The 18305-nt window shown below is 63.1% G+C and carries 15 protein-coding genes and 1 pseudogene; 8 read left to right on the top strand and 8 right to left on the bottom strand.

What is annotated here, in order from left to right:
• Positions 1 to 72: 72 nt before the first annotated feature.
• The gene (locus AB0J29_RS21935; protein ID WP_364789066.1) at positions 73 to 1065 is read left to right on the top strand and encodes an alpha/beta hydrolase; all 993 of its coding nucleotides are present in this window, start codon (positions 73 to 75) and stop codon (positions 1063 to 1065) included.
• Between the two features lie 265 nt (positions 1066 to 1330).
• Positions 1331 to 2569, top strand: a complete 1239-nt coding sequence (locus AB0J29_RS21930) for an FAD-dependent monooxygenase (protein ID WP_364789063.1) — start codon at positions 1331 to 1333, stop codon at positions 2567 to 2569.
• Positions 2570 to 2629: 60 nt separating this feature from the next.
• Here AB0J29_RS21930 and AB0J29_RS21925 read toward each other — a convergent pair whose 3' ends face one another.
• The 3 genes and pseudogenes from AB0J29_RS21925 to AB0J29_RS21915 form a co-directional block, all read right to left on the bottom strand.
• Positions 2630 to 3067 carry a GtrA family protein gene (locus AB0J29_RS21925; protein ID WP_364789292.1) on the bottom strand — a complete coding sequence of 146 codons (438 nt, stop codon included), beginning with the start codon at positions 3065 to 3067 and terminating at the stop codon, positions 2630 to 2632.
• Positions 3068 to 3602: 535 nt separating this feature from the next.
• Positions 3603 to 3941: pseudogene (locus AB0J29_RS21920) on the bottom strand (transglycosylase family protein); the annotation flags it as partial.
• Positions 3942 to 4420: 479 nt separating this feature from the next.
• Positions 4421 to 4765 (bottom strand): hypothetical protein, encoded by a 345-nt coding sequence (locus tag AB0J29_RS21915; protein WP_364789060.1) that lies wholly within the window; start codon positions 4763 to 4765, stop codon positions 4421 to 4423.
• Positions 4766 to 4991: 226 nt separating this feature from the next.
• Here AB0J29_RS21915 and AB0J29_RS21910 point away from each other — a divergent pair, with 226 nt between their 5' ends.
• The 5 genes from AB0J29_RS21910 to AB0J29_RS21890 all read left to right on the top strand — a co-directional run bounded on the left by AB0J29_RS21910 (position 4992) and on the right by AB0J29_RS21890 (position 9056).
• Complete coding sequence (locus tag AB0J29_RS21910) at positions 4992 to 5927, top strand: ADP-ribosylglycohydrolase family protein (protein WP_364789057.1); 936 nt, start codon at positions 4992 to 4994, stop codon at positions 5925 to 5927.
• A 691-nt stretch (positions 5928 to 6618) separates the two neighbouring features.
• Positions 6619 to 6951, top strand: coding sequence for a WXG100 family type VII secretion target (locus AB0J29_RS21905; RefSeq protein WP_364789054.1), 333 nt, complete (start codon positions 6619 to 6621; stop codon positions 6949 to 6951).
• Between the two features lie 34 nt (positions 6952 to 6985).
• Entirely contained in the window at positions 6986 to 7276 is a 291-nt protein-coding gene (locus tag AB0J29_RS21900; RefSeq protein WP_364789051.1) for a WXG100 family type VII secretion target, read from the top strand.
• Positions 7273 to 8742 carry a hypothetical protein gene (locus AB0J29_RS21895; RefSeq protein ID WP_364789048.1) on the top strand — a complete coding sequence of 490 codons (1470 nt, stop codon included), beginning with the start codon at positions 7273 to 7275 and terminating at the stop codon, positions 8740 to 8742. The genes AB0J29_RS21900 and AB0J29_RS21895 overlap by 4 nt, the downstream gene beginning before the upstream one ends.
• Positions 8743 to 8753: 11 nt before the next feature.
• The gene (locus AB0J29_RS21890; RefSeq protein ID WP_364789045.1) at positions 8754 to 9056 is read left to right on the top strand and encodes a hypothetical protein; all 303 of its coding nucleotides are present in this window, start codon (positions 8754 to 8756) and stop codon (positions 9054 to 9056) included.
• Between the two features lie 608 nt (positions 9057 to 9664).
• Here the strand turns inward: AB0J29_RS21890 and AB0J29_RS21885 are convergent.
• Complete coding sequence (locus tag AB0J29_RS21885; protein WP_364789042.1) at positions 9665 to 9832, bottom strand: hypothetical protein; 168 nt, start codon at positions 9830 to 9832, stop codon at positions 9665 to 9667.
• A gap of 150 nt (positions 9833 to 9982) precedes the next feature.
• Between AB0J29_RS21885 and AB0J29_RS21880 the strand changes: the two genes are divergently transcribed.
• A complete protein-coding gene (locus AB0J29_RS21880; RefSeq protein ID WP_364789039.1) occupies positions 9983 to 10588 on the top strand; it encodes a DUF4291 domain-containing protein in 606 nt (201 codons plus the stop codon).
• A 118-nt stretch (positions 10589 to 10706) separates the two neighbouring features.
• On the opposite strand, the gene AB0J29_RS21875 is transcribed toward AB0J29_RS21880, so the two are convergent.
• From AB0J29_RS21875 to AB0J29_RS21860, 4 genes are all read right to left on the bottom strand, one after another.
• Entirely contained in the window at positions 10707 to 11312 is a 606-nt protein-coding gene (locus tag AB0J29_RS21875; RefSeq protein ID WP_364789034.1) for a HEAT repeat domain-containing protein, read from the bottom strand.
• A 10-nt stretch (positions 11313 to 11322) separates the two neighbouring features.
• The gene (locus tag AB0J29_RS21870; protein ID WP_364789032.1) at positions 11323 to 11556 is read right to left on the bottom strand and encodes a hypothetical protein; all 234 of its coding nucleotides are present in this window, start codon (positions 11554 to 11556) and stop codon (positions 11323 to 11325) included.
• A 664-nt stretch (positions 11557 to 12220) separates the two neighbouring features.
• A complete protein-coding gene (locus AB0J29_RS21865; RefSeq protein ID WP_364789029.1) occupies positions 12221 to 12643 on the bottom strand; it encodes a hypothetical protein in 423 nt (140 codons plus the stop codon).
• Complete coding sequence (locus tag AB0J29_RS21860) at positions 12640 to 18162, bottom strand: putative T7SS-secreted protein (RefSeq protein ID WP_364789026.1); 5523 nt, start codon at positions 18160 to 18162, stop codon at positions 12640 to 12642. Before AB0J29_RS21860 ends, AB0J29_RS21865 begins: the two co-directional genes overlap by 4 nt.
• Positions 18163 to 18305: the final 143 nt, after the last annotated feature.

The raw sequence follows: 18305 nt of genomic DNA, 5'->3' as shown, positions 1-18305 counted from the left end.
CACCCTCACATGCTGGCGGCCCGGGAACATTTATTCAAGCCACCGGTCCCCACCAGCTGCGACAGTCAGCGGATGATCTCACCTGAACTCGACAGCGATTCGGACGGAACCCGGCTGGACCACCGGCGCGCAGGAAAACGCCGCAGGCACCGCTCCGTCGCTGCGGCCATCGTCGGCGCGATTGTCGTGCTGTTGCTGGGAAACTCGGCGGTGACCGCACACCAGAGCGCCGCGGCCACCGGCGAATCCACACTGACCGTCGACGGTCAAAACATCCATGTCAGCCAGGACGGTCCCGACGACGCCCCAGCCTTGGTCCTGATCCACGGGCTCGCCGCGTCCACCCACTGGTGGGACTGGCTGGTACCGCTGCTGACCGACTCCTACCATGTCATCCGCCTCGACCTGCTCGGGCACGGCAGCTCGGCCAAACCCGTCGGCAACGGCTACTCGATCCCGCAGCAGGGCAACCGGGTCGCCGCAGTACTGGAACAGCTCGGTATCCAGCACGCCATCGTGGTCGGCCACTCCACCGGAGGCTCGGTCGCCACCTCCCTCGCCGAACAACGACCCGACCTGGTGACCGCGCTGGCGTTCATCGGCACCGGCCCCAGCCTCGCCGACGACACCTCCGACAGTCCCGTCAGCCGGCTGCTCACGACTCCGGTCGTCGGGGAAGCGCTGTGGCGGCTACGCACCGACGACCTCCTCCGCCAGGCCGCGAGCAGCGCCTTCGCCACCGACGAGTTCCCGATCCCGCAACAGTTCGTCGACGATGTGCGCGGCATGACCTACCACGCCTTCACCGCGACCACGGCGGGCGCCATCGACTATCTGAACCAGCGCGCCCTCCCGGACCGGCTGACCGCCCTCGGCAAACCCCTGCTGGTGATCTTCGGTGAACAAGACCGCCGGTGGCGCTACTCCACCTCCACCGCCGCATACCGCACCGTTCCCGGCGCGACGGTGGTAACCATGCCGGGCATCGGCCACTCACCCCAGGTCGAGGATCCCACCCGAACCGCCGAAACCCTGTTGTCCTTCACCGGCATCCACGTCTCCTGAGCCGGACCGAGCGCCGTGACCGTGATGGCGAGAACCGCGGCACATCCGCCGTGGTCGAACTCGAGGCCATGCCGCGTCACTCGCCTTCTCGGGGCCGTAACGGCAGCGGCATGTTTTCGCCGCAGAGCGCCGTTCCGCGGCGAAACATGCCGCCAGAGATCGAGGCGGCACTGGGATGTACGGGCGTCGAACGCCGCTCCGAGACAACGCTGCTCGGCAAGCTGATGCCGTCGATCACAAACTCTCGTCAAGTAAGGAACTGCTCATGCGGATTCTCATCTCCGGTGCCAGCATCGCCGGTCCGGTGCTGGCGTACTGGCTCACCAGGTATGGCTTCTCCGTCACCGTCGTCGAGCGCGCGTCGGCGCTACGCAAGACCGGCGGGCACGCGGTCGACCTGTTTCGGCCCGCGATGAACATCTCGGAGAAGATGGGCGTCCTCCCGCGCATCGTGGAGCGGGCCACCGGCACGAACCGGATGACACTGCACCGGGAGGGCGCACGGCGTTCCGTCCGGGTGGACCTCGCCAAGATCCTCAGCGCGACCTCCGACCGGCACGCCGAGATCATGCGCGACGACCTGAGCGAGATCTACTACGACGCCGCGCGCGACGACGTCGAATATGTCTTCGACGACTCGATCACCGCGATCTCACCCGACGGTGAGGTGCGGTTCGAGAACGCCGCGCCGCGTCGCTTCGACCTCATCGTCGGCGCGGACGGGCTGCACTCCAACGTGCGCCGTCTCGTCTTCGGCGACGAGTCCCGCTTCAGCGCCTTCATCGGGGCCTACCTCGGGGTGCTGACCCTGCCCAACGCCGCCGGCCTCGACAGCGAGCTCCGCATCCACGTCGGCGTCGGCCGCACCGCCGGCATGTACGGCGCACGGCACCTCGGCGACGCGCGGGCATTGTTCCTGTTTCGCAGCGAACGCGAACTCGACTACCACCACCGCGACGTGTCCCGGCAGAAGGACCTGCTGTGCAGAGCGTTCGGCGGCATGAACGCCGATGTGGACCGCTGGCTGGACGAACTCGACCGCACCCCGGCGTTCTACTTCGACTCGATCACCCAGCTCCACATGGACACCTGGTCGCAGGGACGGGTGACCCTCGTCGGCGACGCGGGCTACTGCCCCGGCCCGGCCGTCGGCGGCAGCAGCACCCTGGCCGTCGTCGGCGCGTACGTCCTCGCCGGGGAGCTGGCGCGGGCGGGCGGCGACCACGAGCGCGCCTTCCCCGCCTACGAACGCGCGATGGCCGAGCACGTGCGCAGCAGCCACGCGTTCGCGCTCAGCGCGGCGAAGACCCTGATCCCCACGTCCCGCCTCGGCGTGTCGGGACTGGTCCAGGGCGCCCGCCTGATTTCCGCCCTGCCCGCGGGACCCAGCCGCGCCCTCGTCCGCCGGACCACCAAGAGCGCACGTCTCTACAACTCCATGACCGTCGACGACTATTCATCACCCGCCCCAAGAGACCGGGTCGACCTCGCGGGCGACGTGTGATCTGGACGTCTCCCAGGAGATTCGATGCCGAGGCTGAGTCGAGCTGTCTTGAAAGACCTTTCAGAAGACGAAGCCACGCAGTGCAAGGAAGCGCATGCCGCCCACCACCGCCATGATGGCGATCACGGCGCCCGACTGTGCGACCTCACCGAGGCCGGGTGCCCAGAACTCGAGACCGGCCAGCGCCGCTGTGCTGATCAGCAAGCCGATCAGCGCCAGCCCGCCGCCTTCCCACTGTGCCGTGAACCAGCCGACCCGTCCGGCCGCGTGAAAGGTCAGCTGCCGATGCAGTTCGTTCGCAATCACCGTGCTCACGATCGAGCCGGCGACATTGGCGACCAGCGGGCCGATCCCGTGCACGGCCACGAACAGCAGGACATAGGCAATGTTGCTACAGCCGCCGACCAAGGCGAAGCGGATCAGCTGGGCGAAGGCGTGATCACCGTGCAGATACCGCACCGCATGGGCGAGACGGTCGAGCCATTCCGTGCCCAGCATCGGGTAGTGGCCGGCACCGATGGTAGCGATGTCATCGAGGATCGTCGTGTCCCCGTATGTTTTCCGCAGCCCGGAAGCGGCAATTGCTGTGCTGTTCACTCGAGCACTGTCGCCGGCCCGGCAGTCACCGACCTTACGCCGACCTGACACGGTGTCCGGCCTGGTCACACGGACAAGGGGTGACGAACAGGGACCGGTCTGCGTATTGCATACGACACAGGATCATCGACAGCGGTGCGCGACCCGAAACGACGCCCCACACCAACGAAGGCACCTCATCGCGGAGGATCCAACCCTTCTCGAGCGCGTTCAACGCACGATCATGCCGCATACCGGACGATTTGACGATTACATCCGTTGCAGTGTGCGGTCATGCCGATTATCACTCGCAAGGGTGGCCGCTGTCCCCACTGACCGGTGTGGCCGCGGCTATTACTTTGCGGAGTGTTCGCCGCAGCGTGCGGCATTCATGAGGACCGGGACAATGACAGTGTCATGGCTCGGTCGTACCCGCTGGACAGCTATTTCACCGGAAAAGGCCGAGCGCTGCCGAACAACCTGCCCAAGGGCCCCAGCCCTCAGCGGCGAGTACCTGCTCGGCGACGGCGATCTGCTGCTCACGGGTGGCTTTGTCGGCAGTCGGCCCATACGCGGCACCGCCATATGCAGCCCATGTGCCCGGCGTGAACTGCAGGCCGCCCTGAAACCCGTTGCCGGTATTGATATTCCACTTACCACCCGACTCACACGCGGCGAGGCTGTCCCATTCCTGATCGGTAGCGGCGGAAGCTTCGCCAATGTATGCGATGCTGGCCCCACCGATGATCGCGCTGGTGACGACGATCTTTTTGAGTTGCGTACCCAAAGCGCTCATATCACAGTTCCTTTCGAGTCAGCAAACCTGTAAAGGTGTCCAAGCATGAAAGGTGATCACTGGATCTTCGAGCCCGTTCGAGTGTGTGCTGGGTGCGGTGAGCTGAAGTGAGAGTTCCTCGATATCGTGTCCACATCGAAATACAAACCTATGTCGTGGGTGAACCCATTTGCGGCCGTCGGTCGGTCGAAAAGCTGCGGTAACCGACTATATGAATGGCGGTGCGCACGCGCGGTAATGGCTCTTATCGGGCGTTTTTACGACAGCATTCGGCAACTGACGTGGGTCGAGCGGGAATTCAGCGGCGCCATCGCACATGCCTACGCCGGATACACCACTATGCGTAAGTGTCCCTCGGTGTTCCGTGGTAGCCGGAGCAGGGTGCGGATGCATTCTTCGACGGGCCGGTCGCCGGTGGGGGGTGTTCTTCCACGAACTGGGTGGCTGCTGTCCCCGGATGCGTGGTGTGTAACCAGCCATCATCGCGACAGCACCCGCGTGGGCGGTGGCATGGTGGCGGCGATGTGTTTGCCGAGATTCTGACGGCGGGTGACAACCAGTTTGATGTCGCCACCAAAATCCGGTGTCGCACCGGACTTTTGGAACACGATCAGGCAAAGATCGGCGACAGCGGCGCCAAATGATCGGATTCGCTTGTGCGAGTTGTGAGATCGGCCTTTGCACACAATCCGGATGTCGGGCTTGGCCAGGACGCGCAGAGCTCCGGTGAGGTCCGGGTCGCCGCGGCGTGAATAGCGGTTGCTGAACTGTGCGGTGAGCTGGGTGTATTCGTCGTGGGTGGTGGCCGGAAGCGCACTCGCCAACTCTCGAACTCGACACACCCCGCCAACCGGAAGCAGCTCTCCTGGGGCGCGAGCAACGCAAACACGTCACCGACCTCATCCGCGCACTTGCGGCGACGACCCACATCCACGGCCGCCGTTGAAGATTCAGACACACATTCGCCATCCGCGTAGATCGTCTTCACCTTGGCTATCATCGGACGCGATGCATGTCGACTTGATGCTTGATTCCTTGGATGGACTGTCCGTGGGGGACGCTTTGGGGCAGCAGTTCCCGATCATGCGCCGATCCATCGCGGATCTTCGGGCAGGTAATCTTCCTGCCGGGCCGTGGGGGTGGACCGACGACACCGAGATGGCCTGCTCTGTGGTCACCGAGCTGTGCAGTCGCGGCGAGATCGACCAGGATCGGCTTGCTACCGCTTTCGCGCGACGCTTCGACCCGGCCCGTGACTACGGCTTCAACACGGTCGCCACCTTGCGCCGAGTCCGCCATGGCGTGCATTGGCGCAAAGCGGCCGCAGCCGCGTTCGGTGACGAGGGTTCCTGTGGCAACGGTGCGGCCATGCGGGTTGCCCCGTTGGGTGCCTTTTATGCCGGCGATCCGGAAAAGGTTGTCGCCGAAGCGGTCCGATCGGCGCAGGTGACGCATCTGCATCCCGAAGGGGTCACCGGTGCCGTCGCGGTTGCACTCGCCGCAGCCCAAGCCGCGCATGCCCGCCGCAACGGGACAAGGCCCACGCCAACCGAATTCATTACCGGCGTTCTGGACCGCCTCGACCACGGTGACACGACCCGGCTGATCCGCCGCGCCCGCACCCTGCTCGGCGCCTCCGTCGCCGAGGCCGCGAACGAACTCGGGAACGGATCTCTGGTCACCGCGCAGAATACGGTGCCGTTCACGATGTGGGTCGCGGCCACGTATTTGGACAACTACCCGGCCGCCGTCACCACATGTATTGCGGCAGATGGAGATATCGACACCACCAGCGCCATCGTCGGCGGGATCGTCGCCGCCTACACTGGCAACCGCACGGGTCCGATCGTGGGGATACCCCAGACGTGGCTTGCCGCGCGAGAGGCGTTGCCCGGCTGGTGCAACTCGATCGCTCGAACACGCGGGCGCAAGAATTCGGTATTCGGTCGCGCTCGACGATGGCTGTCCGGCGCATCGTCGAGATGACCACGATTGACCGGCCGGCATCTGCCGCCGGTCATCGCATTCGCGCCCAGACGCCCCGCCCCCGGGATCGGCCTCGGCATGCGCGGCCCGGAAACCCTTCAGCCAACGCTCTACTGTGGCTGGTCTCCATCGTCCTCGGCAGTCTTTCGCACACGCTCGGCCAGTCGTACAAGTTGCTGGTTGCCCAGGAGTCAAGACACCAGGTGTCGAGCTGGTCTAAGAGTCGAGCCAGTGGCGCCCGGTCTGCTGCCGTTCCGCCTCCACCACCGCGAACGCTTCGAGAAAGTGAGCCACCTCATCCTAATTCGCCCAGTGAGCACCGAAAGCCCCGTGCGGCGCAACGTGTTATCCGTCGCCGACAGCCGTTCACCGTGCTCGAGAATTCGACCGAGCAGGGTTGCGCTCCGCGATGCGGGGCGACCCGATCGCGCAGTGTCGCGGTCTTCAGCACCGGCATCGGACGCGACATCGAGCCGACCCAGTAGGCGGCCGCTGCAAGCAACGAGCCGACATCCACTGCCGCCCATGAAGATTCAGACCACCGACGTTGCCGTCCTATCCGGCGACTAGCTTGTTTCACGAGCGGCTGCCGATGCGTGGTTCGGATCGGGATGACCTGATGGAACCGAACGTGCGTGGTCCGCGTCTAACCTACTGAGACCAACACCGACTGACGACTAAGAGGACGTGCATGACTGAAGGTTCATCGGCCACCGGGTCACCGTTTGCGGTTGTGCCCGACCATGTTTCGGATGCCGGACAGTATGTGCAACAGACCGCGCAAACTCTCGTCACCGGTGTGCGATCGGCTGACGCGGACGTGCAAGGGCTGATGACGAGCTGGAAAGGCACCGCGGCCACCGCCTACGTGATGGGGTGGGAGGAGACCCGCGACGGCGCCTTGCAGGTGCTCGAGGCCCTGAACACCATGGCTGAGCTGCTCGGTGTGGTAGGTGTCGAATACACGGCCGCCGACACCACCAACGCCGCCGGGCTGCGGCAATCCTCGCTGGATCTCCCGTAGCTGGTTCCACCGTAACCGAACAGGACTGTGGCACATGAGGTATCAGGTCGATCTCGACCATTTGGACGACGTGACCGCCCGCATCGGCGGATTGAACGATTTCCTGCGGGAATCGCTGCGCGAGATCGATGAACGCATGGCCGTGATGCAACAGAGCTGGAACGGCCAGGCCGCCGACAAACAAGCCGAGGCGCATCGGGAATGGGCTGCGGCGGCGCAGGAGGTTCGGGAGGGAATCGAGGCCATGCAGGCCGCAGCCCGCACCGCACACACCGCCTATGGCGCCGCTGTCACGGCCAACCTGCGCGCCCTGGGGCGCGCGTGACCGCACCCGTTCTCGATGTCGACTCCAGCGTCTACTACGACGCCGGTAACAAGCTCGTCTCGCTGGCCGCCGACTGGTTCGCCTCCGTTGATTCGTTCTGGCCGACCCTCAACCAATGCCACGCCATGACCGGGTCGTACGACGAGGCCAAGAAATGGGCCAAGACCTACGACACGCGTGCCGAAGAGCTATTGGACATGTCCAATGACCTCGCCGAAGCGGTGCACGCCTACGGGTGCGTGTTGCTGGAAATGGGGTACAACCACGCCGTTGCCGAATACAACGCGACGATCGGCACCGACACTACGGCACCGGATAAACCGGCCACCCCCGGCCCCGTGGCATACCTGTGCCGGGTGCCGCTGCCGAGCGCCGGAGGACCCGGCCAAGGGCTCATAGACGGCGGTGTGCAGCTGGCCGAGGCCATCGGGATCACCATCCCGGACGGCAATGCCGATCTACTCGCCCGCGCCGCCGACACCTGGACCAAGATTGCCGACGCCGAACCCGTGGCAAAAATGGCCGGGGAGTTGGAACGGGTCGCGTGGTCATTCGAGGCGATTGTCAGCCCCGAATACGAACACATCGATGAAGATCTGCGCGCCCTGCGTGACGCCGCCCTGACCACCACCGCCGCATTCTATGAACTGTCCGCCAGCGCGAAAGACCACCACGACGGCCTCGTCGAGCTGCGCGAAAAAATGAAAAAGGTCCTCGAGGATCTGGGCGAAGAGCTGCTCAAAGAGCTGCTCATCACCGTGGCAATCGCCATCGCGGCAAGCGTGGTGACCTTCGGCATCGGCGCCGCCGTGGCCAGCGCGCGTGTCGTGGCCATCGCCGCTCGATTCGCGCGCCCGATTCGCGCCCTCATCGAGGCATTCAAGGCCAACCGGGCCATCGCAAAAGGGGTTAAATCAGAACAAACCCTTGCCAAACATGCCAAAGAACTGAAACGCATCAAGGATTTGAAGGCCAAGGCGACACCGAAGGTGGAGCCGAAAACCGCACCGACACAGTTCGCCGGTGAGATGTCCAACGAGGAACGATGGATGCTGACCCGCGGCCCCAGCCGGGACCTGATTCGCGGGCTGCGTGAAGGGAACCTCACCGCCGATCAGCAGGCGGAAGCTCTCCGGATCAATGCCGCGCTGGATAAGTTACCCCCGTACCAAGGTACGGTGACCCGGCATATTGATCTGACGCCCGAGGAACTCGCCCGATTCCAGCCCGGAGAAGCGGGGCCGGTGAACGGGTTCATGAACAGTTCCAGCCGCGGCGGTAACGAACTCATGACCAACACCACGAACACCGAATTCCAGATAGTGAGCAAGAGTGGGCAACAAGTCCACGACTACGGGGGGACTCCCGACGAAGTCATGTTCAAAACGGGAACCAATTTCTATTGCGAGAGCAAAGTGCCCGATCCGAAAACGGGTCGCATCATCATCACGCTGGTCGAACCATAGGAGACACACCCATGCCGGAAAAAGTCGGCCGCTTCACCTTCTACAGCCGCGAGGAATCCGAAGCACGAGGCTTGATCCCTTCTGATGAAGAACTGGCGCGCGCTAGAGAGATGCTCGCCGCATTCAACGAAAAACGCCGCAATGCCCCGCCCGAACCTGCACGGTCCCCCTCACTCGGCCTGGGGGACCGCTGGGGAGTCGACAGCCTGGTCGGCACCGAATTCGAAGGCTGGACCCGCGACGCGAACGGCCAGTGGTACGACAAGGACGGCCACCCCTCCAGCCACGACCGCGACGCCAACCCCGGCAGCTGAGCCGCAATCATCGCCGAGCACAGCACGGCGGGCTGTTCGGCCCGCCGTTTTCGCGTCCCGACCGCGGCGGCGCCCCAGTCACCTCGTCCGACACGAACCCCAGCCACGACAGCGTGCCCAGCGTCACCGCCGGCCCGAGCCGGATATGAACCAGCTGGCCCGGTTCGCCATGGCCAGGTGTAACCGGCTGAGGATGGCTGTGCCACAGGCCGTCACATCACCGCTGGCCATCACCGTAGCGATGACGGCGACACGCACTGGTCTGATGTCGTCCTGATTTCCGTCATCGGCATCGCACCGTGAATTTTATGGGTGCCTGTCGATTCGCGTTCGATGCCCTCGGATGAGAGCTCGTCGCTCTGGTGGCGAGGCAAGCTGAGGTGAGAGAGCGGCTCGAAGCTCGGAACGCCGAGTTGCGGGCGGAGGACGCCGAGTTGAAGCTCCGGCGGGGATGAACTCGACGAACTCGTCGAAACCCTGTCCAGCGATAGCCCGTTCGACAAGCCGACCCCGAAGTCGCTGTGCCGCCAGTCCGGCCGCAAACCCAGTGGGCAGTAAGAGCATCCGGGAACGACGCTGGCGATGGCCGACAAGGCGAATCGCTATGTTCACCACGACCCCAAAGCGTGCCGCGGCGGCAGCGCGGGTCTGATCTGCGGAACCAGGTCGGGGTAGAGCGCCGCCAGGTGTTGGACCGCGAGTTGGCCGGTGTCGCCGACACCGCTCTCGAAGGCCGGTGGTGCTGGGCCCCAGGTCGCCGACACCCTGGCCGACATCAACCGACTCGTCGAGGCCGACCGAACCGACCGGACCGTCATAGACGCTGACAAGCTCGCCGAACGGATCCGCCTCTACCGCAGCGCTTCGGTAAGGGTGCGCTGGCTACCGGAGACCGGTTGGCCGATTGACATGCAACCATGGCTTCCATGGACAGGCCCTTTCGTGAGATCCGTGGTGTATACGATGCCGATACGATTACGGTGTACCAGGCGTACGGCCCGCAGATTGCGGTTCCCGCCGCGGCTTCTGGGCGGTTCCAAGCCGCATTCAAGCGGGAGCGCATGACCTGGATCAAGCCATCATTTCTGTGGATGATGTACCGATCCGGCTGGGCCAGTAAGCCCGGGCAGGAGCATGTGCTGGCCGTCCGGATCTCTCGTTCGGGTTTCGAATGGGCACTTCGCCATTCGGCGTTCGCGCACTTCGACAGCGCTGTGCATCAAGACCATGCGCAGTGGAAGACCAGCTTGGCCGCTCCGGTTCGGATTCAATGGGATCCAGAGCGTGACACCGCATTTCGTCCCTTACCATTCCGATCGCTGCAGGTGGGGCTTTCTGGTGAAGCGGTGAATCGCTACTGCGATGAGTGGATCGTCGGGATCGAAGATGTCACTGGACTCGCCCAGGAGATCGGAGGTGAGGTAGCCGCCGGGAGGGACGTTCATGATCGCCTCCCCGCAGAAAAGCCCTACCCGACCCCACCTGATCTGCGCGAGCTACTAGGAATGGGTAACGGAGTGGTCACACTCTGATCAGTGGCCGAGGTCCTATTCATTCTTGGGCGATGACGGTTTGTAGCACTTCGTAACATGCGGCTCACTCATGTTTGACGGTGGACATACGAACCCTTTCCTACGTTTCCGTATGAGATTATTGCCTGCGCTCGAGCTGCGCTTCGGCTCGCTTCCGCACAATCTCGCTATCCGAGTCACGCAAGCGAACTAAAGCGGCTACGGCTTCCGGCCCAGGTGTGTCGCCAAGCGCCCAGATCGCTTTTCTTGCGAGGGCCCTGTTGTCGTCGTAATCGAGATAATCTGGAATCCAGACCGCAGCTCGATACAACGCGTCGACCGCAGTCGGTGTCCGAAGCTGCCCAAGTCTCGATACCACAGCTTCGTGCATGAAATGCCAATCTGCTGAACTCAACCGCAACAGCGTGTCGAGATAATCCATGGTGAGCCCGAACTCTGAACTCACGATTAGAGCGAGCTCGACACCGTCAGCATCGTGATCTTCGGTCGCCTGTTTCAGTAGATGCAATCCGAGTTCGCGACCATCGCTTACGCTGAAGTGCTGCAGTACTTCTTCGGCCGAACCGATCCTAGTCGGATTTGCCGGGCTGTACACCAACCCTAGTATGACCTTCTCATCCTCTGGAGTCATCGTAATATCTGCCTCCACTCGACTATCGCGTCGTTGAGTATATCCAATACTGAATTGTGTGCTCGCCCAGCCTTCGCGCCTCGATGTTTTCAAGTCGCCATTATCACTCCCGATAATATGGCAACTCGAGACCGGCCTCCCGCATCATGGATTCATAGATATCAACCCATTCGACCAGGGTTTCATGGGCAAAGGATCCAGGACAGTCCTCTTCAACGGCCTCTAGCAAGGATTTCAGCGTGTCGCCTTGCACCAACAATCCCGGGAACTTTCGGGTCAGATCACGAACCAGGCGAATATTTCCACGGTTCGCGATCTCTTGCAGCTCGATGTCCACCTCTATTTCCTTAAGCGTTCCATCACGCCAAGATCAGCCGGCCAGTACGAGACAAATCTTTTGATGATAAGCCGTCGCCCATAATCATTATGCTACCATTGAGCAATGGCGTCATCGGGGTATTATCGAAAACCGTCCCGGTTTCGAGTATCTCAGCGTGCCTGAACCGACGAGCCGTTTACAAGCGGCCATGATCTCACCATCGTTCACTGAAGTTTCAACCCCCAACGAGTACTGATAGCACATCCGAACCCTGCAGGGGTTGAATATTTCCGTGACACCGTCTGGTGCAATGTCAATATCTACAATTGTTCCGCTATTGTCCTCGATTCGACATCCGACGCCGTGAATGGAGTACTCCAACTCTCCGAGAGTGTCTCTCCGAGAGTGTCTCTCCTCGCTGAGCCTTAATGACAAGGTCGACGAGACCGGACGCGTCACTGAGTTCTGACAGGAGTCGCGATCCGAGATCGGTGACATTGTCGATGAACCAGGCCACCATCGCGTCGGCATCCATTCGAGTTCATCTCCTTTGAATCGCCACATGATCCGAAATGTGGCCCGAATTGTGTGATCGCATTCCCACCCGAAGTCCGGCCGCCTGTAAGGCCGCGAGCACTCACTGTTGCGGCCCGAGCGAATCGGACATGATGACTGTGGGCACCTATTGATCCGGACTTCGACGGCTCGACCAGTTTGATTTGAGATACGCGAACAGGAGTATGAAGTCTCGTATTGCGTCTTCGCAGAACTGCGGATCGCTCGCACTAATCTTATTCAGCAGTTCCCGACCATCGAGTCCTGTCGTCCTTCCATATTCAGTAACATGAGCGGGTTTGATGATCCAGTTACGTCTGGGCTTCTCCACGCTCCATGCGACGGCGCCGTCATATAATGCAACCGCGGACCTGATACGCGAACCGGCGTCTTCCGTTTCATTGTCGTAGCGCCACACCGCGTACGGTGGGGTTCGTCTCGAGCTCGACTCGTCGAAACCTGGATCAATCCCGGCCCACTCGACATGCCCCAGCACACCGATAGCCTCCATGACATGGCGGTATGCATTCTCGACATCGGCTCGGCTCATCCCGTCCGCCTTGCTCCGGGGTTCAAGGATTTCATCATCCTCTCGTAGTCGCCTTGTGGAATAGGCGTTGTCAGTAGTCGAGGGTCGTATACGTATCTACCGTCGGTATAAACCTCGTGGTAGACGTATGGGATTGTGGTTTTTCCGCCGTCGACGGGAGTGAATAATGGGTGGCCGTCAGCAGGTTCGTAGCGAAATATTTGTCCCTGTCCTCCGGCTCGGTCAAGCATGTCTTCGGCGATTTCCGAGCAGTCGTATTCCTCGGAGTATCTTCGGTTCATCAAGTCTTCGAGACGCGAGTCTGGAGGATAGGCTGGATTCGGGTCGCGGAAATCGAAGATTCCTCGCCCACCGGGCCCGCAGGCATCCGGAGTCAGACCGAGCGGGTCGGTCCACACGGTGGGGTTGCGGGGGTAAACGTTGGGGTTGTCTGCGGGCGTCAGCCCGAGAGGGTCTTGAGTAAGGAATCGACCGGTTCGGGGGTCGTAGGTCCGGTGCAGATTGTAGTGGAGTCCGGTTTCGGGGTCGTGAATCTGTCCAGGGAACCGCAGCGGCGTGCTCGCCTCGCCGCGCCACACCGTATTGCCCCACAGGTCTGCCTCGGCCGTCGCGACAGCGTCGGTGGTGGCGGGGTTGACCAGTTCAACAGGGGCGCCGACAAGATCGGCGATGATCGCGAGGAACTCGCGGTCGACAGTGTCCTGGTCAGCGGCTTGGGTGAGGGGGGTACGGGAATTCGGTTGGTATTGCCATCGCGTCGCGACTCCGTCGGTGTGTTGTTCAATAAGGTATGTGCCGTCCCAGGTGTAGTCGGTGCGCCCGAGAACGGTCCCGTCGTTGCCGAGGCGCTGCTTAGTGGTTCGGCGGCCGAGTGCGTCGTAGGTGTAGCGCCACCACTGGCGGTCTGGGGTCCAGACGTCGGTGAGTTGGTCGAAGCTGTTGTAGCGGTAGTGCCAGATGTCGGGTTTGCGGGACAGCCGAGTGGTGGTTTTGCGGATAAGACGGCCGACCTCGTCGTAGTGATAGCTGTTTCGGCCCTCGCGAATAAGTAGGTTGTTGCGGTACTCGCGGCGATTATCGATGCCGTGGACGGGCATTCGGGAAGCAGGTGGGGACGCGTCGGCTGTCGGCGCGGCGACTGCAGTGCTGGCGTGGTCAGGCGGTCGTGTCTGCGCTGCGTTGGTGATGTTGCTGAGTCGGTCGTAGGTGTATTCCTCGGCGATTGTGCCGTTTCGGGCGATCGATGTGACGCGCCCGGCGGGGTCGAGGGTGTAGTCGCTCAGCAGTGGGTTGGTGTCAGGGCGTGTGAGGGTGTGGTTGGTGAGGTAGCCGTCTGGGCGGTATGTGTATTCGTCGTGACGGAGTGTCCGGGGATTGAGCCTTGGTCCGGTGTCGAGGTTCAGTGAGGTAGCGGGATGGGCGACCACGTGTTGGCCGGTGACGCGGCCGATATCGGAAAGCGTTCGATTGATAGCGATTTCGCCGACACGCCAACTGTTGAGACGCCCGAGCGGGTCGTAGTGGAAGGCGAGTCTGCGTCCGTCGGCGCTGAGGCCGCGAATTCTGCCGGTGCGGTCGTAGTCCCAGCTGGTGGTTGCTCCGATGGGGGTGGTGCGGCGGATTCGGCGACCGTAGCGGTCGTGGTCGTGGCGCATCGCCGGTTGGTCGTCGAGTTGTTGTGAGGCGAGTTGGCCGGTGGCAGTGTAGGTGAATTCGAGGGTGTGGGTGGGATCTTCGTTTGTTCCCGAGACCGCCGTGAGGACTCGGCCGGCGAGGTCGTGGGTGTATCTGATCCAGTCGCCAGTGTCGGTGGCGGCCGCGATGAGGCGCCCGAGAAGGTTGTGGGCGTGGTGACGGGTGATGCCAGTGGCCGGTGTGATCGTGGTGACTCGTCCGGCGGCGTCGTGAGTGTATCGGGTGGTGGCGCCGGTGTAGTCGGTTTGGGTGATCAGGCGCCCAGCGAGGTCGTAGCCGTAGGTCCAAACTTGGCCGAGTGGGTTGGTGACCTTGGTGCGACGACGTTGGCTGTCCCAGCTGTAGTGGGTTGTCGAGCCATCGGGATCGGCGCGCGAGTGGAGCAAGTCGAAGACACCATAGACAAAGCGGGTGAGATTGCCTGCGCGGTCGATGTGGGTGAGCAGGTTGCCTTCGCCGTCGTAGTTCCACGATTCGGTATTGCCGTCCGGGTCGACGCGGCGCAGCAGATTTCCGTCCGGTGCCCACTCATAGTGGGTCTGGGCGTCCAGTGGGTCGGTGACTCGAATCGGACGGCCACAGCAGTCTCGCTCGATGCGTGTGATTGCCCCAGTTGGGTCTGTAACTTGCACGGCCAGCCCTGCGGCGTCGACTTCGATGCGGGTCCGAGTATCGGTCGCGCTGGTGATCTCTGCGATCGCACCATTGGGGTGGTAGATGTACCCGGTTCTGGCTCCTACCGCGTCGATAACGGCGGAGAGGTTGCCGGACTTGTCCCATTCCTGTTGTCGCACAGTGCCGTCTGCGTCGGTAACTCGGGTGGGGCGGTTGCGCCACACATACTCGATCTCGACGGTGCTGCCGTCCGGGCGGATGATTTCGGCGATGTCGCCATCGCCGTTGTGTCGGTATTGCGTAACGGCACCGTCAGGTGCGACGACTTTTATTGGCTTGCGGTCTAAGTTGTAGTCGATATGGGTATGGCCACCGGTTGGGTCGACGAGATCGCGCAGGCGGAAGTCGCGATCGAAGCCGTGAGTGGTGGTGGCGCCGAGGGAGTCGGTGACGGTGGTGAGACGGCCAGTGCCGTCGGGGAATTCGAGGTAGTCGAAGTCGGTATCCAGTATCCCGGCGGTGCCGCGCTGAAAGACGACGCGGCCGGATTCGTCGTAGGTGTTGACCATCTGGTTGCCGTTGGAATCGGTCCAGGATGTCAGCCGGTGTTCGTCATCGTAGGTGTAGCTCGTGGTAGCGCCGACAGCGTTGACAACCGCTGACAGCTGGCCTGCTTCGTATCCGAATTCCCTTAATTGGGTTTGCGTTTCGGCACCCTCGGTGTTGGTGTCGAGTACGGATAGCCCGGTGACGCGTCCCGCGGCGGTGTCGATGCGTACGCGGTATCCGCCCGAATGTGACACCTCGACCGGTGCGCCGTCGGTGTCGTAGTGGAAGCGGACCCGGTTGCGGTGGCGGTCGGTGATCGCGGAGATGGCGTAGTTGCCCAGACGGGACTCGATGCCATCGAGGGTCGGTTCGGGCGCGAAATGCCACAGTATTTCCCGCTGCCGGTCCCAGATGCGGTAACCGCCGACCTCGGTGCGCGTCAGCGTCCACGCCTGTCCACCGGTCACCGGTTCGGCTGCGGCACCGACCTCGGCGTGCGGGTAGGCCAGCATGATGCCATCCTCGCCGAGGAAGGTAACCCCTTCGTCCTCGACGACCAGACGCATATCCAGGGTGGTCGACCACGACGGCCCGAACCAGCGGCCGTACCGGTAGTTCGAGCGATGTGTGCGCCGCAGAGTCAGTGTGAGGACACCGGGGAGGTCGACATCGGCTTCGGGGAGCAGGAATTCGCCGGTCGCGATATCGACGGGATCCTCGGAACACGTTTTGTCGCCCTCAACGCGGTCGTGGTCCGCACCGTTCTCCCGCGCCGTATCACCAGCACCTTGATCGGCCTCGGCTCGCTCCTGCGGAGTGGGGTGCTCCTGCGGCGAATCATGATGGGTCGGTTGGTTTTCCGGGGAGGGATTGTCGTGGCCATTGGGATTCGTGCCGTCCCCGTCCGGGTGGGTGGGTTCTGTCCCGTCGTGGGTTTGACGCGGACTGCCGTCACCGTGATCTGTCGGGGTGTCAGGTGAATCGGTGTGAGCGGGCGGGCTCGAGTCGGGATCAGGGTGCTGGCTGGGTGTCTCGTGGCTCGGGTTCGGTCCCGGGGAAACCTCCGCATCCGGTCGAACCGCCGGAGTGTCGGAGGGCTGCTGGTGGGAAGTTTGGGGTGCGTCACCGGGATGCTCGCCGCTGGGGTGCGAGTCAGGTGCCGGCTGTTCGGGACGCGCCTGCTGTGGTGCGTCCGGCTGAGTGTGTCCCGGTGCGGTGTTGTCGGGCCCTGGTGTGCCGGAGTCCGGTGAGTGCGCGGGGGTTTCAGGCGGTGTGGTGGTTCCCGGTTGTGTCGGCGATTCGGTTGCCGTGTGTGGTTGTGTGCCAGGCTCGCTGGTGCTCGGGTGGGTACCGGTTGGGGTGCCCGGCTCGCTCCCGGTCGGGGAGGGTGACGGCGCTTCGGTTGTCGGGTGTGTGCTCGTTGGTGCGCCGGATTCGTGCGGGGTCGACGAAGGGGTATGGGGTGTGGAAGTGCCGCTCGGGGTATGTGGTGTGGTGTGCGGGGCGTGTTCTGCCGTATTGGCCACGGTGTGGGTCGCTTTGCTGACCTTGGCGACGTCGCCGATCTTGTCGACAGCAGACAGGGCGGGTTTGGCTGCGCCCGCACCGCCGGTGCCGACGGTGGTGATCAGGTCACCGGTCAGGGAACCGAGGAACTCCGACGGGTTCTTGCGCGCACCGGACAGTATCGAGGACACCGTCGCCCCGGGATCGGCCGCCGCGACGACCAGCCCAGTACCCAGGTCCGACATCCCCGAGAGATATTCAGCCGGGTGGGTGAGGTTGTAGGGGTCCATCGGGCTGACCTGACGCACGAACTGCACGATCCCGGTGAAACTGGTCAGCAACCCGGAAGTGAAGTTCAGCTTCGCCTGATCCAACGCCCCGGACAGGTCCGAGAGATTGTCGGTCCAGCGTTCGGTGAACGGCGGTTCGGTCGGGGCGGCCTCGGTCGCCGCAGCCAATGCCGCCGCGGCCGAGGCTGCTGCGTTGTCACGCTGTGAGCGTGCGCCGCGCAGGATCTCGCGGGCCTCGTTGCGGATCGAGGTCCACGTGTCGGTCAGAGGTGTCTTGCGTTTCTGCTCATCCGACAGGGAGTTCCACTGGTTCTTCCTCGTGGTTTCCTCGGTGTCGGCCGCTTCCCATCTCTCGATCGCATCCGCAGCTTTGGTTTGCGCGGCGCTGACCTCGTTGTACCAGCCATCGAGCACACCTGATGCCTTGTGCATCGCATCGGCGCCCTCCCACCACAGCTTGGGCTGTTTCGCGAACTCGGTGCGGAACTCCTCAGCCGCCGAACCGGTCCAGTCCGCGGTGTTCACCGTGCCCAATGCATCGCCGGTCTTACCGATCGAATCGCCCATCTTCTGCAACGCCTCGACCGCGTCGTGGATCGCCGAGGGCTCACCCCGGATCAGCTCTTTCGGGTCAGTGGTCTGTCCGAGTTCGCGTTCCTTGATTTCACCACCGGCCAGATCGGCGATCGTGTCCCCGAGATCGTCGAGGTTCTCCGCGACCCCATCAGCACCCACCTTGCGCGCCAGCCCCGCCGCCGCATCCAAACCAGCATCGGCGAACTCACCCGCCTTCTGCGTGGCCGATTCGACGCCGTGCGCGACCGCGTCACCAACCTTGTTGACGAAATCACCGAGACCACTCACCTATTCGCCCCCACCTTGGCCATTCATGATCTCCGCCGCCCGGTCGGCTGAGGTTCACCCCGAGTGGTGGACAGGGGGCTTACAGATTTCAGGCGGCAGTGGTTCGAAGTGAACGCTCGTAGTCGTCGGGGCTTTGGTTCCCG

Origin of the sequence: Nocardia sp. NPDC049707 (assembly GCF_040674855.1) — a bacterium.
In the GTDB taxonomy this organism is placed as follows: domain Bacteria; phylum Actinomycetota; class Actinomycetes; order Mycobacteriales; family Mycobacteriaceae; genus Nocardia.
This window is presented reverse-complemented; position numbering and strand designations above follow the sequence as displayed.